At 41.2% G+C, this 18,296-nt stretch carries 17 protein-coding genes and 1 other annotated feature (1 of these 18 cut by a window edge); of the genes, 1 reads left to right on the top strand and 16 read right to left on the bottom strand.

Going from position 1 to position 18,296, the window contains the following annotated elements:
• Nucleotides 1-105 (bottom strand) — a binding site (T-box leader); it reaches 126 nt to the left of the window's first position.
• A 103-nt stretch (nucleotides 106-208) separates the two neighbouring features.
• The 15 genes from dnaI to citZ all read right to left on the bottom strand — a co-directional run bounded on the left by dnaI (nucleotide 209) and on the right by citZ (nucleotide 16,765).
• Complete coding sequence (dnaI, locus tag CSV75_RS01245) at nucleotides 209-1,150, bottom strand: primosomal protein DnaI (protein WP_099629671.1); 942 nt, start codon at nucleotides 1,148-1,150, stop codon at nucleotides 209-211.
• Nucleotide 1,151: 1 nt separating this feature from the next.
• Nucleotides 1,152-2,513: a replication initiation and membrane attachment family protein gene (locus CSV75_RS01240; protein ID WP_099674411.1), complete on the bottom strand. Its 1,362-nt coding sequence runs from the start codon at nucleotides 2,511-2,513 to the stop codon at nucleotides 1,152-1,154.
• A gap of 32 nt (nucleotides 2,514-2,545) precedes the next feature.
• The gene (gene nrdR / locus CSV75_RS01235; protein ID WP_099629669.1) at nucleotides 2,546-3,016 is read right to left on the bottom strand and encodes a transcriptional regulator NrdR; all 471 of its coding nucleotides are present in this window, start codon (nucleotides 3,014-3,016) and stop codon (nucleotides 2,546-2,548) included.
• Between the two features lie 116 nt (nucleotides 3,017-3,132).
• Nucleotides 3,133-4,155 carry a glyceraldehyde-3-phosphate dehydrogenase gene (locus CSV75_RS01230; protein ID WP_099629668.1) on the bottom strand — a complete coding sequence of 341 codons (1,023 nt, stop codon included), beginning with the start codon at nucleotides 4,153-4,155 and terminating at the stop codon, nucleotides 3,133-3,135.
• 122 nt (nucleotides 4,156-4,277) lie between these two features.
• Nucleotides 4,278-4,877 (bottom strand): dephospho-CoA kinase, encoded by a 600-nt coding sequence (coaE, locus tag CSV75_RS01225; RefSeq protein WP_099674410.1) that lies wholly within the window; start codon nucleotides 4,875-4,877, stop codon nucleotides 4,278-4,280.
• A 12-nt stretch (nucleotides 4,878-4,889) separates the two neighbouring features.
• Nucleotides 4,890-5,762 (bottom strand): bifunctional DNA-formamidopyrimidine glycosylase/DNA-(apurinic or apyrimidinic site) lyase, encoded by an 873-nt coding sequence (gene mutM / locus CSV75_RS01220; protein ID WP_099674409.1) that lies wholly within the window; start codon nucleotides 5,760-5,762, stop codon nucleotides 4,890-4,892.
• A gap of 9 nt (nucleotides 5,763-5,771) precedes the next feature.
• Complete coding sequence (gene polA / locus CSV75_RS01215) at nucleotides 5,772-8,396, bottom strand: DNA polymerase I (RefSeq protein ID WP_099675308.1); 2,625 nt, start codon at nucleotides 8,394-8,396, stop codon at nucleotides 5,772-5,774.
• Nucleotides 8,397-8,494: 98 nt separating this feature from the next.
• Nucleotides 8,495-9,514 carry a protease modulator HflC gene (gene hflC, locus CSV75_RS01210; protein WP_099674408.1) on the bottom strand — a complete coding sequence of 340 codons (1,020 nt, stop codon included), beginning with the start codon at nucleotides 9,512-9,514 and terminating at the stop codon, nucleotides 8,495-8,497.
• Nucleotides 9,511-10,488 (bottom strand): FtsH protease activity modulator HflK, encoded by a 978-nt coding sequence (gene hflK / locus CSV75_RS01205; RefSeq protein ID WP_099674407.1) that lies wholly within the window; start codon nucleotides 10,486-10,488, stop codon nucleotides 9,511-9,513. The genes hflC and hflK overlap by 4 nt, the downstream gene beginning before the upstream one ends.
• Nucleotides 10,489-10,557: 69 nt before the next feature.
• Entirely contained in the window at nucleotides 10,558-11,973 is a 1,416-nt protein-coding gene (gene pnpS / locus CSV75_RS01200; protein WP_099629662.1) for a two-component system histidine kinase PnpS, read from the bottom strand.
• Entirely contained in the window at nucleotides 11,974-12,675 is a 702-nt protein-coding gene (locus tag CSV75_RS01195; RefSeq protein WP_099674406.1) for a response regulator transcription factor, read from the bottom strand.
• Nucleotides 12,665-13,150, bottom strand: a complete 486-nt coding sequence (locus CSV75_RS01190) for a MaoC/PaaZ C-terminal domain-containing protein (RefSeq protein WP_099674405.1) — start codon at nucleotides 13,148-13,150, stop codon at nucleotides 12,665-12,667. Before CSV75_RS01190 ends, CSV75_RS01195 begins: the two co-directional genes overlap by 11 nt.
• 151 nt (nucleotides 13,151-13,301) lie before the next feature.
• Nucleotides 13,302-14,240 (bottom strand): malate dehydrogenase, encoded by a 939-nt coding sequence (gene mdh / locus CSV75_RS01185; protein ID WP_099674404.1) that lies wholly within the window; start codon nucleotides 14,238-14,240, stop codon nucleotides 13,302-13,304.
• Between the two features lie 69 nt (nucleotides 14,241-14,309).
• A complete protein-coding gene (gene icd, locus CSV75_RS01180; protein WP_099629658.1) occupies nucleotides 14,310-15,578 on the bottom strand; it encodes an NADP-dependent isocitrate dehydrogenase in 1,269 nt (422 codons plus the stop codon).
• Nucleotides 15,579-15,649: 71 nt separating this feature from the next.
• Nucleotides 15,650-16,765, bottom strand: a complete 1,116-nt coding sequence (citZ, locus tag CSV75_RS01175; RefSeq protein WP_099629657.1) for a citrate synthase — start codon at nucleotides 16,763-16,765, stop codon at nucleotides 15,650-15,652.
• A gap of 183 nt (nucleotides 16,766-16,948) precedes the next feature.
• Between citZ and CSV75_RS01170 the strand changes: the two genes are divergently transcribed.
• On the top strand, nucleotides 16,949-17,914 hold the full coding sequence (locus tag CSV75_RS01170; RefSeq protein ID WP_099629656.1) for an AI-2E family transporter: 966 nt from the start codon (nucleotides 16,949-16,951) through the stop codon (nucleotides 17,912-17,914).
• Here the strand turns inward: CSV75_RS01170 and CSV75_RS01165 are convergent.
• Nucleotides 17,907-18,290, bottom strand: a complete 384-nt coding sequence (locus tag CSV75_RS01165) for an FxsA family protein (RefSeq protein ID WP_099674403.1) — start codon at nucleotides 18,288-18,290, stop codon at nucleotides 17,907-17,909. The two genes, CSV75_RS01170 and CSV75_RS01165, sit on opposite strands and share 8 nt — an antisense overlap.
• Between the last annotated feature and the right edge of the window lie 6 nt (nucleotides 18,291-18,296).

Raw genomic sequence — 18,296 nt, 5'->3', positions numbered from 1 at the left:
CTGCTCGGAGGTGGTAAATTTATCTTCTGCCTACAAGGGTTTCAGCCATGCCCCTGTTCTCTGGAAAGGTGAATAATAAATCATTGTCCTCTTCGATGCATTTTAACATGTTATGAATGTTGAACTGTGTAATAGTATAGAAAAGTTTGAGCATAATTGCAAGTGTAATTTATTCATTCTTTCAACAAAGCAAGTTTATGAAGAAAGATTAATCCCGCCAGTTTTCCCCACCCAGTTTGAATGGTTGGCTAACCATACGGATTCTCTCCATAATTCGTGCAGCTTTAATAGGTTCTTTTTCCCCGCGCTGACTCGTTGTAAGGTGATGTTCCAATTCATTATAATCAAAATTGGATGTGAAGAATACAGGTAGTTTTTCCGCCATACGGTACTGTAGAATCGTGCCTAGCACTTCATCACGTGTCCATGTTGACATCGTTTCTGCCCCAATATCATCCAACATCAAGACAGGAGCCCTTTTTACAAACTCTATTTTTTCGTCCAATGTTTGGTTTTGGATAGATTGCTTCATTTCACGCAGGAACTCTGGCACATACACGACAACAGTCTGTATACGTCTAGTTGCCAATTCATTCGCCAACGCGCCTAAAATAAATGATTTTCCAATACCGAAGTTACCGAATAAATAGAAGCCTCTTTCGGGGACCTTACCAGTCGACTCAATTTGATTCAGGAAGTCTTTAGCCGCGCGCATGACGATCACGCGACTATCTTCTGAGAGGAAGTTCACGTCAGATAGGCGTGCTTCCATCACTTCTTTAGGCATGTACATACTGTTCACCATTTTCGAGATGTTTCTACGTTCATCTGCCAACTGCTTAGTAGGACAGACTACGTAATCAATATCAATCAGGCGCTGTGCTATGACTAGTTTCGGCTCAAAGCCTTTCATGACATTGATACACCCTTCAAGATTCGGACAGCGCTCACATGCGTGTGAAGCCGATGTAAATTCATATAATTTACCTAGACTGCGGTTGACCACTTCTGTATTGACTTCATCGGAATGATCGCTAATAAATTTTTGTACAGCCGGGTCTTCCATCACTTCTGTTCGAAGCTCGTCGTATTTCTGAGCTAACGAAGGAGCATTCACTACGCGTTTCATCGCATCCCCAATTCGTTCCATATTATTTCACCTCTGATTCTTGAATCCCCAATTCTTTCAATAACTTCTGGCGTTCTTCCTCTACATTGAAGTCATCAGGTTTTTCGGATTTCTTCTTCTTTTTATCGCGCTTTGAAAACCATTCTGGAACTTTTTCTTCCCTGGTTGGCTTTCGGCTTCTAGGCGTTGATTGCTTGCCTTCTTTAAGCCATTTCATGTATTGATCATGTTCTTCTCTTGATAACTTCAAAGCCGTTTTCGCATCATTTACTTGTTTATTCGCCCAATGTGAAGCAATGCGTTCCACAAAACTACTAGTGATTTTTCCATCATTACGTAGCATTACATATTGTAGCAAGACATTGACGACACCTACCGGGAATTTATGCAGATTGATTAATCGTTCAGCCAGTTGAATATCTACAAGGAATGGTTCTTTTTTGCTTACTTTACGTAACATCTCTTTTGGTGGTGTATGTTCCAAATAGAATAGTAATTCTTCGTCACGGCTCATATTCTCTTTAGGCATTTCATCGACGATCGGTTGTGTAAATACCGACTGTAATTTTGGTGGTTGCTTGGACGTATTCATCTTATAAAATTCCGCAGCTGCCTTACGAACTTTTTCTTCTGTCAGCTGATGGTTTTCATCCATTGCAATCATTACGACCTTTTGCATATCAAGTGGACTGAGTGAATACAAGAAAGCCAGCATCGCAATCATTTCCTGAGAAATATTGCGCAACGAAGCTTTAGGGATCATTTGATCGGATAGTCCGTTATAAAATAAATCGAAATTAAAATTCAATACGTAAAACGGTATGCCAGGCGGTTCACTTTTCCCTTGAAATTGGATGCCGGCAGTCAATTCCATCGCTTGATCACCTCTTGCAGGTGTATAGACATCTAAAAATGTCCGTGATATATCCTGATACTCCTCTTTCGCAATAGGCTCCTCTAAAAACCGACCACGCAACTGACGATAAGGTTGCTCTCCGATTTTACTGAACAAAAACGTTGATAGAAGCGGATCATTGAAGAAAGAAGGTGCATCGAGCGGCGGTAATAGTTCGTAGAGGAAAGACCGCTTATTTATTTCTTGTTTTTTCTTATACGTACGTAATAACCCAATAGCTTCTAACGAAATCCTTGCTTCAAAAATGGTTTGAAGTGGGAAAGAAGACATATTCATCAAATAATAGTGGGTATGTTCTTGCGGTTCTCTGCTTTCCGCATCTGTCCACAGTGTCATAAACAGACTGACCGCTTCGGGACCGATCAGTGGCTGATAAAAAAGCGTTAGCATCTGCCGATCATATGCAGAAAAAGGATGTGCTAACTTTACTTCGAAGGAATCGACAGGCTGCAACTCTGTATAAAGCATTTTAACAATCGCCTCCCCTTCTAGATTACAACTTACTCTTGTTCTTCATCTTTCCTGTTTTGCAATTGTTGCAACTCGTCTATGAAGATTGTGATGTCTTTGTAGTGGCGGTAGACAGATGCAAATCGTACATAGGCAACTTCATCCACATCCACTAATCGTTCCATCACCATTTCTCCCACTTGTTCGGAATCTATTTCGACATTTCCTGAGCTTCTTAGTTCTTTTTCGATAGACGCCACGATATCTTTTAATTGCTCGATCGGTACCGCGCGTTTTTCACAAGCGCGAATTAATCCTCTCAGCAACTTTTCACCGCTGAATTCTTCTCGCGTCTTATCTTTCTTTACGACAACTAACGGAGAATGCTCCACTTTTTCAAATGTCGTGAAACGAAAACTGCATTTTTCGCATTCACGTCTTCGTCGAATGGAGCGATTTTCTTCCGCGGGCCGTGAATCAATTACACGTGTTCCGTTGTAGTGACAAGCTGGACATAACATAGTTAGTTCCTCCGCATATTCATTAGTACTTTTCATTATAACAGAAACTATCCATACAACAACAAACGGACATGGAAAAGCACTTCATCCTGTAAGATGAAGTGCCGATTCATTCATTAAGAAGTTACTTTGTCAGTTAATGCAGAAGCGACTTTTTTCGCCAATTGCACAACACGTGCTGAATAACCCCATTCATTATCATACCATGCAAGCACTTTAATTTTACGATCGCCCATAACGATAGTAGAAAGTCCGTCAAGTGTTGCGGATTCTGTTGTCGTATTGAAGTCGATCGATACAAGTGGTTCTGTAGTAAAGCGAAGAATACCTTTCATCGGGCCTTCTGCAGCTTTACGGAACGCATTGTTCACTTCTTCAACCGTCACATCTTTTTCTACGTCCACTACCAAGTCCACAAGGGATACGTTCGGTGTCGGGATACGCAATGCTAGACCATGAATCTTCCCTTCAAGTTCAGGGAGTACAAGAGATAAAGCTTTTGCAGCACCTGTTGAAGTAGGAATGATGGACTCTCCGCAAGAACGCGCGCGACGCAAATCTTTATGTGGGTTGTCTAGGTTCTTCTGATCATTCGTATAGGCATGTACTGTTGTCATTAAGCCGTTTACAATACCAAATTCATCATTCAATACTTTTGCAACTGGCGCTAAACAATTTGTCGTACAACTAGCATTAGAAATTACACTATGTTTGTTGACGTCTAATTTGTCGTCATTTACTCCGATGACAACTGTTACGTCTTCATTTTTACCTGGAGCTGTTAAAATTACTTTCTTTGCTCCGGATTCCAAATGAAGTGCTGCTTTCTCACGGGAGTTGAATACGCCTGTTGATTCTATAACAATATCTACACCCAGTTCTTTCCAAGGTAATTTCGAAGGGTCACGCTCAGAAATTAATTGTACACGTTTGCCATCGACAATTATTGCGTTTTCTTCTGCTACGATTTCACCATCGAAAACTCCGTGTGTTGAGTCATATTTCAAGAGATGTGCAATTGTTTCAGCGGGATATGTCGCATTGACAGCAACAAGATTAACATCATCTTCTTTGATAATCTGGCGGAATACCATCCGTCCAATACGGCCAAGTCCGTTAATTGCAATTTTTGTAGTCATTAAAGGGATCCTCCTGCATGTATGTTATACTTTATATCTTTAATCGTTCATTAGTATAACATATTTTATCCTTATGCCAACACTATTACACATTAAATTCACAAATTAATTCCCTACAGCCATTATCTTGGCACAGCTTGCCAATTTTCGAGGATTGCATCCAACTGTTTTTCCGTTTCATCTAGTGTCTCGTTATTGTATATAACCGCGTCAGCACCTTGTTCTTTGCTATCCATATCCAACTGCGATGCGATTCTGGCATCCGCTTCTGCTTCTGTCCATTCGTTGCGAGCCATCAGTCTTTGCTTTTGAATTTGCTTCGTGACCGAAACGACGATAATCTTTTCTACATAATCCTGCAGTCTACTTTCAAAAAGTAACGGGATGTCCATAATGACGGTTTGATAGCCTTGAGTTAAATAGTCTTCTTTCTGATTGACCATTCGCCCCCTGATTGCAGGGTGCATTAATTCATTTAACTGTTGCCGTTTCTTTTGATTACCAAAAATTATGGCGCCGAGCTGTTCGCGATTTAGTGTGCCATCTTCGCGTAACACTTCTTTACCGAAAGTCTGTTGAATCTTATCAAGCAATGGGCTACCTGGCTCAACAACTTCTCTCGCGATGACATCCGCATCGACAATAGGGTAACCTTTTTCACGCAACATATTGGCTACAGTACTTTTCCCGCTTGCAATACTTCCCGTCAATCCGATAATCACGTTCACCACTCCTTATTTTTGGCATGCTGGACAATAGACAGAGGTTCTGCCCGCAATCTGCTTACTTTTTGTCGGTGTATCGCATGTTACACATGTTTTTTTACCGTACATATGCAGTCGATCTTGCATCGTTCCCGCATTGCCGTTAACTGAACGGTAATCGGATATTGTACTGCCCCCCGCGTCGATACTTTCTTGCAAAACGCGTACAATCTCTTCAAACAATAAGATTTTACGCTTCCTGCTAATCCGTTCCGCTGTACGACCCGGATGAATTTTCATATGAAACAGCGCTTCTGTAGCGTAAATATTGCCGCATCCCGAAATGACTTTCCCATCCATGATCACTTCTTTAATAGGTTTTCTTTTATATTTCGGAGTTTCTGCCATCGATAAAAAATGGTCCAGCGCTTCTTCAGAAAAAGGTTCGGGTGCCATCTCTAACAAAGGAGGGAAATCTTCTTCCGTCTGCAGTAGACGCATTTCGCCGAATCTTCGTATATCCGAGTAGACTAGTAATCCGCCATCTTCCATTTCTAAAAAGACATGTGCATGTTTCCGAAACTTGTCTTCTGTAATTTCATCAAGAGAGTTCACGACAAACCATGCACCCGTCATGCCAAGATGGCTGACGAGTAGGTATGGTTGGTTTTCCTTCACTAAATAAAAATAAATATATTTACTGCGACGCACAATTTTCTCAATTTGCATGTGCTCCATGCCGTGAAGAAAGTCTTCTACAGATTTACCTTTGATAATCGTTTCTTTTCCTGCTGTTTTAGAAATGACCACGGTATCCGATACAGAAAGTTGCTTAACCGTACGCCCTTCCACGAGCGGTGCGAGATCACGCACCACTCCTTCTACTTCCGGTAGTTCTGGCATGTATATCACTCACTTTGTTTCGTACCAAGACTTGCCATAATTCCAATCGACCTTCAACGGAACGTCGAGTTGAATGGTTTGTTCCATCACTTCCGGTACGATTTCTTTTAATTTCTCTAGCTCTTCCATCGGCGCTTCAAAGATCAATTCATCATGCACTTGCAGTAACATACGCGCTTGCATATTTTCTTTTTCAAGTCTGGCATCCATATCGATCATCGCTTGTTTAATGATGTCTGCTGCCGTTCCTTGAATTGGTGTATTCATCGCCGTACGCTCCGCAAAACCTCGCAAGTTGAAATTCGAACTCGTGATATCCGGTAAATAACGTCTACGTTTCAATAGTGTCGTCACATAGCCTTTTAGCTTGGCGTCGGTAATACTATCATCCATATACTGTTTGACGCCTGGGAAGCTTGCCAAATACGTATCGATAAATGTCCCTGCTTCTTTACGGGTAATATTTAAACTTTGTGATAATCCAAAATCACTGATGCCATAGACGATACCAAAGTTGACAGCTTTCGCTGCGCGACGCATATTGCTATCGACATCCTCTTCTTTCACACCAAAAACGTCCATTGCAGTTTTCGTATGAATGTCCGCACCTTCGCGGAATGCTTCAATTAATTTTTCATCTTGCGAAATATGTGCAAGTACACGCAGTTCAATTTGTGAATAGTCAGCCGCAAACATGATCCAATCTGTTTCAGATGGAATGAAAGCTGCACGAATTTTGCGCCCTTCTTCCAAACGAATTGGGATATTTTGCAAGTTCGGATTGATCGAGCTCAATCTTCCCGTCTGTGTTAAAGCCTGCTGGAATCGTGTATGAATCTTTCCATCTTCGTGAATTTCTTTTGTGAGGCCTTCAATATAGGTTGAATTTAATTTACCAAGCTGCCTGTATAGTAAAATATGTTGAATGATTTCATGTTCACTTTCGAGCTTCTCTAGGACATCAGCAGCTGTCGAGTAACCCGTTTTCGTTTTCTTGATAGGAGTCAATCCGATTTTCTCAAATAAAATGACACCGAGCTGTTTAGGGGAATTAATATTGAATTTCTCGCCAGCCATTTCATAAATCGTCTTTTCAATTACCGCCAGACGTTCCGATAACTGCTCACCAATCGTCTTTAGCACATCCACGTCCGTTTTCACACCGGTTACTTCCATTTTTCCGAGTATCTTTGCTAACGGTAATTCGAGGTCATGGAACAAGTCTTGCTGTTCATTGTCTTCCAACTGTTTTGTGACAACTGGATACAGCTCCCACACCGCATGTGCTTTTCTCGCAGTATGATTGGCAAGTTGTTCAGATGCCGGTATAGTTCGTTTTGCCCCTTTACCGTAGACCACTTCATCACTTTCTACACCATGGTAGCCAAATGAACGTGCGATTTCGGAGACTTCATTCGTCGAGAATGAAGGATTGACGATGTATGCCGCCAGCATGAGATCGAATTCTGCACCATTTAGTTCCATGCCAAGGCGCGCAATCGCTGCATAAGCTGATTTGGAATCGGAAACTAATTTACGTGTTGTCTGGTCTGCAATCCAGTTCTTAAAGAGATCCGATGTAGTCGCTAATTCAGTAGAAATGAAATACGTATCGGTGTCATCTGAAAGACCGATACCCAAAATATCTTGAGATAAATAATTATCACCGTCAATCTCGACATGCAGAGACATCGTATCCGTCAGCATTTCAGAAGTAATCTCTTCCACCATGCGGACGTTGATTTCTTCTAGTGGTTGAACCTCGCTAGTTACATCCATCTTTTCAAGCAATGATTTAAATTGTAATTCTTTATATAGTTGTATAACTTCTTCTTCGTTGCGTCCGACAAAGTCCATATCTTTCAATGACACAGTAATCGGTGCGTGTACTTCAATCGTCGCGAGTTCTTTACTCATGAATGCTTGATCTTTATTATTCACGAGGTTTTCTTTCATTTTCTTTGCGGTAATTTGCTCTATCGATTCATAGACTTCCTCTACAGAACCGTATTCCTTCAATAATTTGATCGCAGTTTTTTCGCCAATACCAGGTACGCCTGGGATATTGTCGGACGCATCGCCCATCAAACCTTTCATGTCGATGATCTGTAGTGGTGCAAGACCATATTTTTCTTCAATATGCGCAGGTGTGTATTTTTCAAGATCGGTAATGCCTTTTCTTGTAATACATACCGTCGTCTGATCATTCGCCAGTTGCGTTAAATCTTTATCTCCAGAAATGATGACGACTTCCGCTTTTACATCACTGCATTCTCTGCTCAATGTCCCGATAATGTCGTCCGCTTCATATTGATCGAGTTCATACTGCGTGATGCCGAACGCTTCAATTAGTTTACGAATATATGGGAACTGTTCCGAAAGCTCTGGTGGTGTTTTTTGCCGTCCACCTTTGTATTCTGTAAACGTACTGTGGCGGAATGTAGTTTTTCCTGCATCCCACGCTACGATCACATGCGTCGGTTTTTCATTCGCTAAGATGGTCTCTAACATCATAGTAAAACCATATACCGCGTTTGTATGCACACCTTTTTCATTCGTTAATAACGGTAAAGCGAAAAACGCACGATAGGCTAAGCTGTTTCCATCCAATAAGACGACTTTCTTTTTCGTCAAAATCCATCCCACTCCTTTATATTCGTCACTATAAAAAAACGTCATTTTCATCTAGTTTACCACGTTTGGCAACTCGAATGAAAATGACGCACTTATGATTACTCGATATTGCCGCTTAATAGCGCGGCATATGGAGAATCAGCTGGTAGGATGATCATCGTTTCGTCATCCACGACTTTCGTATAAGACTGAAGTGTTCTATAAAGTTTGTAGAATTCTGGGTCTTTTGCATACGCCTCGTTATAAATTCTTGCCGCTTCCGCTTCACCTTGCGCAGTGACGATTGCGGCTTCTTTTTTCGCTTTTGCTAACATTTCCTGAACTACACGGTCCGTTTCTGCTTCGATCTTCTGCTTCGCTGCATCCCCTTCAGAAAGGTAGGATTGTGCAGTCGAATCACGCTCTGAAATCATCCGTGTGTAGATAGACTGTTCGTTTTCTTCAGGTAAATCAATACGCTTCATACGAACATCCACTACTTTAATGCCATAATTCCCATCGTCCAAAAACTTATTTACTTTGGCCGTCACATCGTCATTCAAGCTTCCGCGAGAAGAGTCTTCATCATTGACAACATTGACATAATCTAGACGTCCCATTTCATTACGGACTACAGAATAAATGAATTCTTCCATTCTAGCTTCGGCATTGACAATATTACGTGCATTGGAAATCATTTTAGCGGGATCTGTAATATGCCATATTGCATAATTATCAATGATAATCCGTTTCTTGTCTTTTGTATTAATTTCAGCTTCTGATACGTTAGAAGTCATTCGGTTTTTCGGCAACGTACTGACACTTTGAATAAATGGTATTTTCATATGCATTCCGGGCTTTTCGATAATTCGTGTAATCTCACCGAACTGACGGACGACCCGGTATTCATTTTCTTTGACGATAAATAAGTTGGATAACAGAATCACCAGAATCGCAAAAACGACTGTTAATGAGATAATGAGTTTTGTATACTTTTTCATATCAAACGCTTTTTTCGGTCGAATCTGCGTAACTTTGGGATCAGCTTCTGGTTTCTGAGCATTTCTTTTTTGGTCGGTTTCCCCCATCTTCTTAAGGGCATCTTCTATCTTCTTGAAAGGGTTTTGTTCGTTACTCATGAAGCTTTCCCTCCTTTTTCAGCCGACTTATCCTTTTCTCCCGTTATAGGCGGCTGATCTTTTTGCAGCTGTTGGAGTGGTAAATACTTCATCGTTTCTCCGCTGTCGTTCATAATATACAGATTTGCTTTAGGTAACACTTGCTCTAGCGTCTCAATGATCAAACGCTCACGAGTGATATCTTTACTTTTCGCATATTCATTATATAAATCACTGAATACCGCTACGTCACCACGCGCTTGTTCGATACGTGCCGTCTTTTTCCCTTGCGCTTGGGATTTGATTGCGTCACGTTCACCAATTGCTTCTTTCGTTCTTTGGTTCTCGTACTTTTTCGCTTCATTAATCTTCGTGTTTTTCGTTTCGCGCGCATCGGTTACAGCGGTAAATGCTGCACGTACTTCTGCATTGGGTAATTCAACATCTTGCAACTTCACGCCTTGTACCGCTATACCGATATCATATTTCTCTACCAAACTAGTCAATAACTCACGAGTCTTTGCTTCAATTTCTGCTTTCCCATCCGTTAGCGCTGCATCAATTGTGGAACTACCGATGACAGAACGTATGGAAGCGGATGCCGCATCTCTCAAGATTTCAATGGGGTCTTCTGCATTGAATAAATACTTCTTTGGATCCACTATACGCCACTGCACTGTCAGATCGGTCAGCACGATATATTCGTCCCCTGTTATCATCTTTGTTTCCTTATCAACGATTTCACCTGACTTATCTTGTTTGTAACCGAAATGAATGCTGTACGTTTCTTTTGATAAGATTTCTGTTTTCTGAATCGGCCAAGGTAATTTAAAATGTAGACCAGAGTCCGTCACGGGTGCGCCAGCTTGACCGAATGAAATGACGACAGCTTGTTCAGATTCATCTACTGTGTACCACGTAGTAAAGACGATCAATAAAAGTAATAAGCCGGTGACAAACAAGCCTAGTGTCACCAGGATCCTCTTTGTGCTCATATCTGTTCCTCCTTTTCTATGTATGACTACTGTACGGAACAGTAGTCGAGTAAGTTTCATTTTTCTATACTACATTTGTTCATCAATGGGTAAATGAATACGAAAAACAGTGCCGACACCCACTTCACTGTCCACTGTGACAGTGCCTTGATGCGCTTCAGCAATGTGTTTCACAATCGCTAGACCTAATCCTGTACCACCTGATTCCCTGCTTCTCGCACGATCTACGCGGTAAAAACGTTCAAATAGTCGCGGTAACTCTGAAGGCATGATGCCAATCCCTTGATCGCGAACCGTGATTTCCACGTTTCCTTCTATTTCTTCTACAGAGACCGTCACAATCGTTTTCTCTTGCGAGTAGGCAATGGCATTATTCAATAAGTTCACCATGACTTGCACTAAACGATCATGATCTGCAGGAATTATGAATTGTTCTGGCATATGCAAATCAATTTGCATATCTTTTTCCTGTACTCTTGCCTGAACGATTTTGATGGATTGCTCGACTACTTCAATAACATCCACAGGCTCTCGTGTAATTTCAAAGCTTCCACGTTCCATGCTAGATAATCGCAATAAATCTTCAATCAATAATTGCAGACGATTACTTTCTTTATACATAATCTCTAGGAAATCTTTCTTTACCACAGGATCTTCCACCACACCGTCAAGCAACATTTCCGAAAAACCTTTAATCGACGTAACAGGTGTTTTTAATTCATGGGACACATTCGCCACGAAATCTTTACGTATTTGTTCCAGGCGGACCAACTCTGTAATATCATGCATGATAATAACGATTCCGAGCCAGTTGCCGTTTTCACCTATAACAGGCGCGCCGTATACTTCTAAATGGCGGATGCCTTCTTTAAGTACTACTTGAGATTGGAATGAACGTACTTCCTCTGTTAAAAAAATGGTTTCAATTTCTCTTTCAATATCCGCTGGCAATCCAATATCTTTAAACGTTTTTCCCATTAGCTCTTCTCCATCGCGATGGAAGGTTTCTTCAAACACGCGATTGACCAAGTTGATTGCACCTTGCCTGCCAAACATCAATAGGCTGCTACCAATGCTACTGACCAATGTCTTTAAGCGCTCTTGTTCCATTGCGCGAAGTGCAGAGTTTCCTTGTAATTTCTGCGCGACTTCATTGATGGAATTCGTCAGTTGATGATTGATTTCCGAGTCTTCATTATGCGCTCGCGCCTGATAATTGCCTCGTGCCAATTGATGAATAACACCTGTGAAGTGATCAATCGGCTGAACATACTGCTGAAGGATTTTTGCCATAACGAACATCGTGACAACAAATACTAAAACGAGTGTAAACAGTAAGTAGACCCAATAGGTTTGTTGTATTGTTGCATCCACATTTTCTCCAAATAAATGAAAAAATTGTCCTAAGATAATTCCTAGCACAATTAATAGAATGGATAAAATGATGGCGGATGCAGTTAAAATTCGTGTGTAATAGTACTTCATCTAGTTTTGCTCCCCGAACTTGTAACCGACGCCTCTCATCGTTTTAATATAGCGCGGTTTCCTCGTATTTTCTTCGATTTTATCGCGCAGATGGCTCACATGTACATCCACAATTCTAGAATCTCCTGCGAATTCGTAATTCCAGACTGCCTGTAGCAACTGATCACGAGAGAACACGCGATTTGGATGCTTCATGAAATAAACAAGCAACTCAAATTCTTTAGGTGTAAATTCTAGCGGCTTTTCGTCCAAGTACACTTCCAAGCGTTCCGGGTACACTGTCAGCTGTCCCGCAACCAATTTCTTTTCCTGCACATGGTTACGCTCACCTGTACGCCTGAGAACTGCACGAACTCTTGCTGCAACTTCTCGGGGACTAAAAGGCTTGGTCATATAATCATCGGCACCCATTTCTAAACCAACGATTTTATCCATCTCTTCCCCTTTAGCAGTTAACATAATGATAGGCGTTTCAATATTCTCTTTTCTCAGCATACGGCAGACTTCTAATCCGTCTATTTTCGGTAACATTAAATCTAGAATAATCAAATCGGGTTGTTCGTCTAATACTTTTTCCACGGCTTCTTCGCCATCATTTGCAAGTACCGTCTTATAATCCGCTTGCTGCAATGTGAATTCAAGTAGTTTTTGTATAGATTGTTCATCTTCCACAATTAAAATCTTTTGCTGTTTAATTCCCATCCGGCGATTCCTTTGTTAGTGCCAGTTTGACAGGAAGCTTTTGTGGAGCGATCACTACTACTTCCCCGCTCATAATGCGTTCGCCTTCCTGATCGGTTGCATCTACTTGGATCGTTACTTGGTTTGACTGAACTTCAAGTTTCGTGACTTCCAGAACGAATTCGACTATCGAGTAATGATAGACCGGTTTAGGAAAATGTAGTTGCTGATTGATTATATGTGCGCCTGGTCCTGGCATATGTTTCGAAATGGCGGCTGTTACGATACCCGTCAACATAATGGGTGGAACGATCGGCTGTCCATATATCGTCTCCGCTGCATAATCATGTTGCAAATAAAGCGGATTGGCATCATTCGTTAATCCCAGGTATAGCATCAAATCTTTATCTTCTATTTTCTCGGTTAAGTGTAACCTCTCACCGATTTCTAACTCTGTGATATCTTTCCCTATCAATTTCCGTCTACTTTTCAACAAACAAACCCCTCCTATATTTCTAAAGTCATCTTTGAAAAAAAGCTGAAAATTACTTCAATAATTAAATTATAACAATCCACCCAAGAAAAATCGAGCTAACGAGAAAAAAGATCGGACAGCTACATAGCTGTCCGATCCCCAACCTAAAATTTTACGATAGAACACTCATGACTGTACGTACAGAATCAGCGGACTTTTGAAGCCCCATTTTCTCATCGTCAGTCAATTCAAGTTCTATGATCTTTTCAATACCGTTCGCACCTAATACAGTCGGAACACCTAAATAAATACCGTTCATACCATATTCGCCTTTTAGAAACGCAATTGATGGTAATACACGTTTTTGGTCTTTCAAAATAGCTTCTGTCATTTCAACCAATGCAGCAGCCGGCGCATAATATGCAGACCCATTGCCTAACAGATTGACGATTTCAGCTCCACCTTTACGTGTACGTTCTACAATCTCTTCCAGACGACCAGCAGAGATCAAGTTTTCAAGAGGCACACCACCAGCAGTCGAATAACGCACTAGAGGCACCATATCGTCTCCATGGCCACCTAAAACGAATCCTGTTACATCTTTCACGGATAGATTCAATTCTTGTGCGACAAACGTTCGAAAACGAGCTGTATCCAGTACACCCGACTGACCAATCACACGTTCTTTAGGGAATCCGGATTCTTTATACACAGTATACGTCATGGCATCCACTGGATTCGTCAGAACGATAATCTTCGTATCAGGAGAATACTTTACAATTTCAGCTGTTACGGACTTCATGACTTTTTGATTTGTCTGTACTAAGTCGTCACGGCTCATTCCAGGTTTACGCGCAATACCCGCAGTAATGACCACTACATCCGAATCTTTTGTATCCTCGTAATTGGATGTACCGATGATGTTGGCATCAAACCCCTGAACCGGACCAGCTTCCAACATGTCCAATGCTTTGCCTTTCGTCGGATTTTCCATTGATGGAATATCCACGATGACGACATCGCATAATTCTTTTTGAGCTAAAAGGAATGCAGTTGTTGCTCCAGTAAAACCAGATCCGATAACCGATACTTTTTTACGCTTCAATGACATGTAAAACTCTCCTTTTTCAGAACAAGATAGTAGAAAGAGGGGGATTCTCATCCCCCTCTTTCGTCATGCTTATAGGTTTTTGATTAGTGCGTCTGCAAATCCAGAAGTGCTTACTTCTTCCGCATTGTCCATTAGACGTGCGAAATCGTATGTCACTACTTTAGATGCGATAGATTTTTCAATAGAAGCCGTGATTAGATCAGCCGCTTCGTTCCAGCCAAGATGTTGAAGCATCATAACGCCTGATAGCAATACGGATGAAGGGTTAACTTTATCCAATCCTGCATATTTCGGTGCTGTTCCGTGAGTTGCTTCAAAGATCGCATGTCCAGACTCGTAGTTAATGTTCGCTCCCGGTGCGATTCCGATTCCGCCTACTTGTGCAGCAAGCGCATCAGAAACGTAGTCACCGTTCAAGTTCATTGTAGCTACTACGTCAAATTCTTTTGGACGAGTCAGGATTTGTTGCAAGAAGATATCCGCAATTGCATCTTTTACGATGATTTTGCCTGCAGCTTCTGCATCAGATTGTGCTTTATTCGCAGCATCTGTTCCTTCAGCGTCTTTAATACGGTCATATTCTCTCCATGTGAATACTTTGTCGCCGAATTCTTCTTCAGCCAACTCGTATGCCCAGTTCGCGAATGCGCCTTCTGTGAACTTCATGATGTTTCCTTTGTGTACAATCGTCAAAGATTTACGACCTTCTTCAATCGTATAGTTCAATGCTGAACGAACGAGACGCTTTGTGCCTTCTTCAGAAATCGGTTTGATACCAAGTCCTGAAGTTTCAGGGAAACGAATATTTTTAACACCTAACTCGGTTTGAAGGAAGTTAATTAATTTTTTCACTTCGTCAGAACCTTCTTGGTACTCAATACCTGCATAGATGTCTTCTGTGTTTTCACGGAAAATAACCATGTCACAATCCTCAGGACGTTTCACGGGTGAAGGTACTCCTTGGAAATAACGAACCGGACGCAAGCAAGTGTATAGATCAAGTTCTTGACGTAGTGCTACGTTCAATGAACGGAATCCTCCACCGATCGGCGTAGTAAGTGGTCCTTTAATCGCAATTAGATATTCTTTAATTGTGTCAAGAGTTTCTTGTGGAAGCCAGTCACCAGTTTCGTTGAATGCCTTTTCTCCTGCAAGAACTTCTAACCAATTAATCTTCTTTTTTCCGTCATAAGCTTTTTCAACAGCTGCTTCGATAACACGTGAAGCTGCATGCCAAATATCCGGACCTGTGCCGTCACCTATAATGAAAGGAATCGTTGCGTGATCTGGGACGTTTAAAACACCGTTAGTTACTGTAATCTTTCCTTCGTTAGCCATTATTGATATCCTCCTGAGTTCAAAATCAGTGGGCCGGTATACGAGATACCGCCCCACGAATTTACTATTTTTTATCGTTCATTGATTGGAACATACTTTTGCATGCCTGGTCCAACGTACTCTGCACGTGGGCGGATCAAGCGGTTGTTTTCGTATTGCTCCAGGATATGTGCAATCCATCCTGAAAAACGTGAAACAGCAAAAATAGGTGTGAAAATATCATGATCGATGTCTAATGAATGATATACCGAAGCGGAGTAGAAATCAACATTTGGAGGCAATTTCTTTTCTCCAGTGACAATTGCTTCGATCTTTTCAGACATATTGTACCACTTTTCTTCACCACGAAGAGCAGTCAATCGCTTAGACATTTCACGTAAGTGCTTCGCACGTGGATCACCTTGACGGTATACACGGTGTCCGAAGCCCATGATTTTTTCTTTATTAGCCAGTTTTTCACGAATATATGACTCGACCTTATCTTCATCGCCGATCTCCATTAGCATATTCATAACCGCTTCGTTTGCACCGCCATGTAATGGGCCTTTAAGAGCGCCAATTGCAGCAGTAACGCCAGAATACATATCAGATAGAGTAGCCACACATACGCGCGCTGTGAATGTCGATGCGTTCAATTCATGATCTGCGTGTAGTACAAGTGCTTTATTGAATGCTTCTTCAGCGATATCAGCAGGCTCTTCCCCAGAAAGCATGTAAAGGAAGTTTGCCGCATAGCTTAAACCTTTTTTAGGTGCTACTGGCTCTTGTCCTTTTCTGATACGTGCGAATGCAGTAACTACAGTTGCAACTTTAGCTTGAAGCTTAACTGCTTTATTGTAGTTTTCTTCAGGTGACATATCTTCCGCTTTTTCATCGTATAATCCTAGAAGCGAGATTGCTGTACGAAGTGCCGCCATTGGATGCACTTTGTCGATCGGATACGTTTTAAAGTGGTCAAGAACCCCTTGTGGAATTGCTGCGTTATCTTCCAACTGCTGTTTCAATTCAGCTAGTTCCTTTTCGTTTGGCAAACGTTTATGCCAAAGTAGATAAACTACTTCTTCGAAACTAGCATTTTCTGCTAAATCATCGATACCATATCCTACGTATGTAAGAGTGTCATCGATAATGGAACTGATTTGAGTTTGTGCTGCCACGATACCTTCCAAACCTTTTGTTGCTGTCATGATATTCGCTCCTTCTTCCCAGTTTGGTCATCTCCCTGAAGCGGAGTGCAGAAACGATGACCATCTGCTAATTATATTTTATCTAAAACGCTTACAAAGTCCATTATAAGCAACTTGAACGGTTTTGTGAATGGTAAAGATGTTTTTTATTTATTATTATCCGAAAGGAATGGACAAATTCCCATGATATCCATCGACTCCAAACGCTTCCAAACCTATGCCCGTCAATGGTTACCGGCTATATTAATCATAATTTCTCTCATCGTGATTCCACCTGTTGGATTTGCGATAGTTTTCGCTTTCTTCACCGCTCCGCTTATGAATTCTTTAATAGCCCTTACAAAACTGCCGGCTTTTTTAGCTGCTTTACTCATAATGGGGATGCTTGCCTCTTTAGTATACACCTTCCTATTCCTATCAATCAATGGATTGATTTCTGTCATTTGGACAATGGAAGATCAATTAGGCGTAATTATTGAAATGATGGATAATCAAGGATGGAACCTACACGCGGCCGCAGAACAATTTATCCAACTAAGTCATGAAGCGATGGAGGGGGTCATTAGTTTACTACAAAAGACTTTCCAGCAGATTTTCAGCACATTTTTATTTATTATTGCGTACTTTTTCGCTTTACGAGAAAGTGCTACCAATCGTTTTTGGTTTTTAGTGTACTTTCCTAAAAACTTCAGACAGGTAGCACGCAGGATTTTTGAGAGGTCAAGCCGTTTGATGGGACATTTTTTCTCCGTTCAAATTCGACTATTTATCATGACGTTTATTCTAATGGCTGCCGGTTTTTGGCTTCTCGATTTCGAGTCATTCGTAACTAAAGCATTTTTGATTTCATTAGTCGATAGTATTCCGTTCCTTGGAATAGGTCTCGTGTTTTTACCGATGATTGCCTTTTCCTTCTATATTGACGACATGCATTCGGCTATTGGCTTAGTCGTTTTGTACATCGTTTTACTTGTATGCAGGCAGATGGTTGAATCCATATTATGGGCACACACCTTTAAATTACGCACTGTACATTCATTTGTTATTACGGCTTGCGCTGTTTATTTATTCGGATTATACGGCATCATGTTTTTACCATTCTTCCTATTTATTGCGTTAAAAGTTAAGGAACATCCTACGTTTACATAACTCGGATTTGCCCGTTACGTATTTTATTGTAAATCCACTTGACGATAAATGGGTACAGTATTTTACGTGGGCCACTAAACAACAATACTAATCCCATAATGTCTGTGATGAAACCAGGTATTAGTAATAATAAACCACCTAGTAAAATACACACGCTATCTACTAATGCTTTACCAGGAGTTTCTCTATTGGCCATACGGACCTGTAAATCACGCCATGCACGAAGCCCTTGTTTCTTCGCAAGATACGCGCCACCAATTCCTGTTATGATAATAATCAAAATCGTAGGCATGATACCGAGCGTTTTGCCTGAGACCATTAATAAAGCCAGTTCTGTAGTCGGTACGATAATAAATAATGCTACTAACCATTTCATATAGTG

The organism is Sporosarcina sp. P18a (genome assembly GCF_002743135.1).
Taxonomy (GTDB): Bacteria; Bacillota; Bacilli; order Bacillales_A; family Planococcaceae; genus Sporosarcina.
This window is presented reverse-complemented; position numbering and strand designations above follow the sequence as displayed.

What these genes read in the sequence shown, in the direction of transcription:
- citZ (WP_099629657.1), bottom strand. Translation starts at nt 16,765, where the DNA reads ATGACAGCAACAAAAGGTTTGGAAGGTATCGTGGCAGCACAAACTCAA.
- mdh (WP_099674404.1), bottom strand. Translation starts at nt 14,240, where the DNA reads ATGTCATTGAAGCGTAAAAAAGTATCGGTTATCGGATCTGGTTTTACT.
- CSV75_RS01170 (WP_099629656.1), top strand. Translation starts at nt 16,949, where the DNA reads ATGATATCCATCGACTCCAAACGCTTCCAAACCTATGCCCGTCAATGG.
- dnaI (WP_099629671.1), bottom strand. Translation starts at nt 1,150, where the DNA reads ATGGAACGAATTGGGGATGCGATGAAACGCGTAGTGAATGCTCCTTCG.
- CSV75_RS01195 (WP_099674406.1), bottom strand. Translation starts at nt 12,675, where the DNA reads ATGGGAATTAAACAGCAAAAGATTTTAATTGTGGAAGATGAACAATCT.
- icd (WP_099629658.1), bottom strand. Translation starts at nt 15,578, where the DNA reads ATGGCTAACGAAGGAAAGATTACAGTAACTAACGGTGTTTTAAACGTC.
- hflK (WP_099674407.1), bottom strand. Translation starts at nt 10,488, where the DNA reads ATGAGCACAAAGAGGATCCTGGTGACACTAGGCTTGTTTGTCACCGGC.
- hflC (WP_099674408.1), bottom strand. Translation starts at nt 9,514, where the DNA reads ATGAGTAACGAACAAAACCCTTTCAAGAAGATAGAAGATGCCCTTAAG.
- nrdR (WP_099629669.1), bottom strand. Translation starts at nt 3,016, where the DNA reads ATGTTATGTCCAGCTTGTCACTACAACGGAACACGTGTAATTGATTCA.
- pnpS (WP_099629662.1), bottom strand. Translation starts at nt 11,973, where the DNA reads ATGAAGTACTATTACACACGAATTTTAACTGCATCCGCCATCATTTTA.
- CSV75_RS01240 (WP_099674411.1), bottom strand. Translation starts at nt 2,513, where the DNA reads ATGCTTTATACAGAGTTGCAGCCTGTCGATTCCTTCGAAGTAAAGTTA.
- CSV75_RS01165 (WP_099674403.1), bottom strand. Translation starts at nt 18,290, where the DNA reads ATGAAATGGTTAGTAGCATTATTTATTATCGTACCGACTACAGAACTG.
- mutM (WP_099674409.1), bottom strand. Translation starts at nt 5,762, where the DNA reads ATGCCAGAACTACCGGAAGTAGAAGGAGTGGTGCGTGATCTCGCACCG.
- CSV75_RS01230 (WP_099629668.1), bottom strand. Translation starts at nt 4,155, where the DNA reads ATGACTACAAAAATTGCAATTAACGGACTTGGCCGTATTGGACGGATG.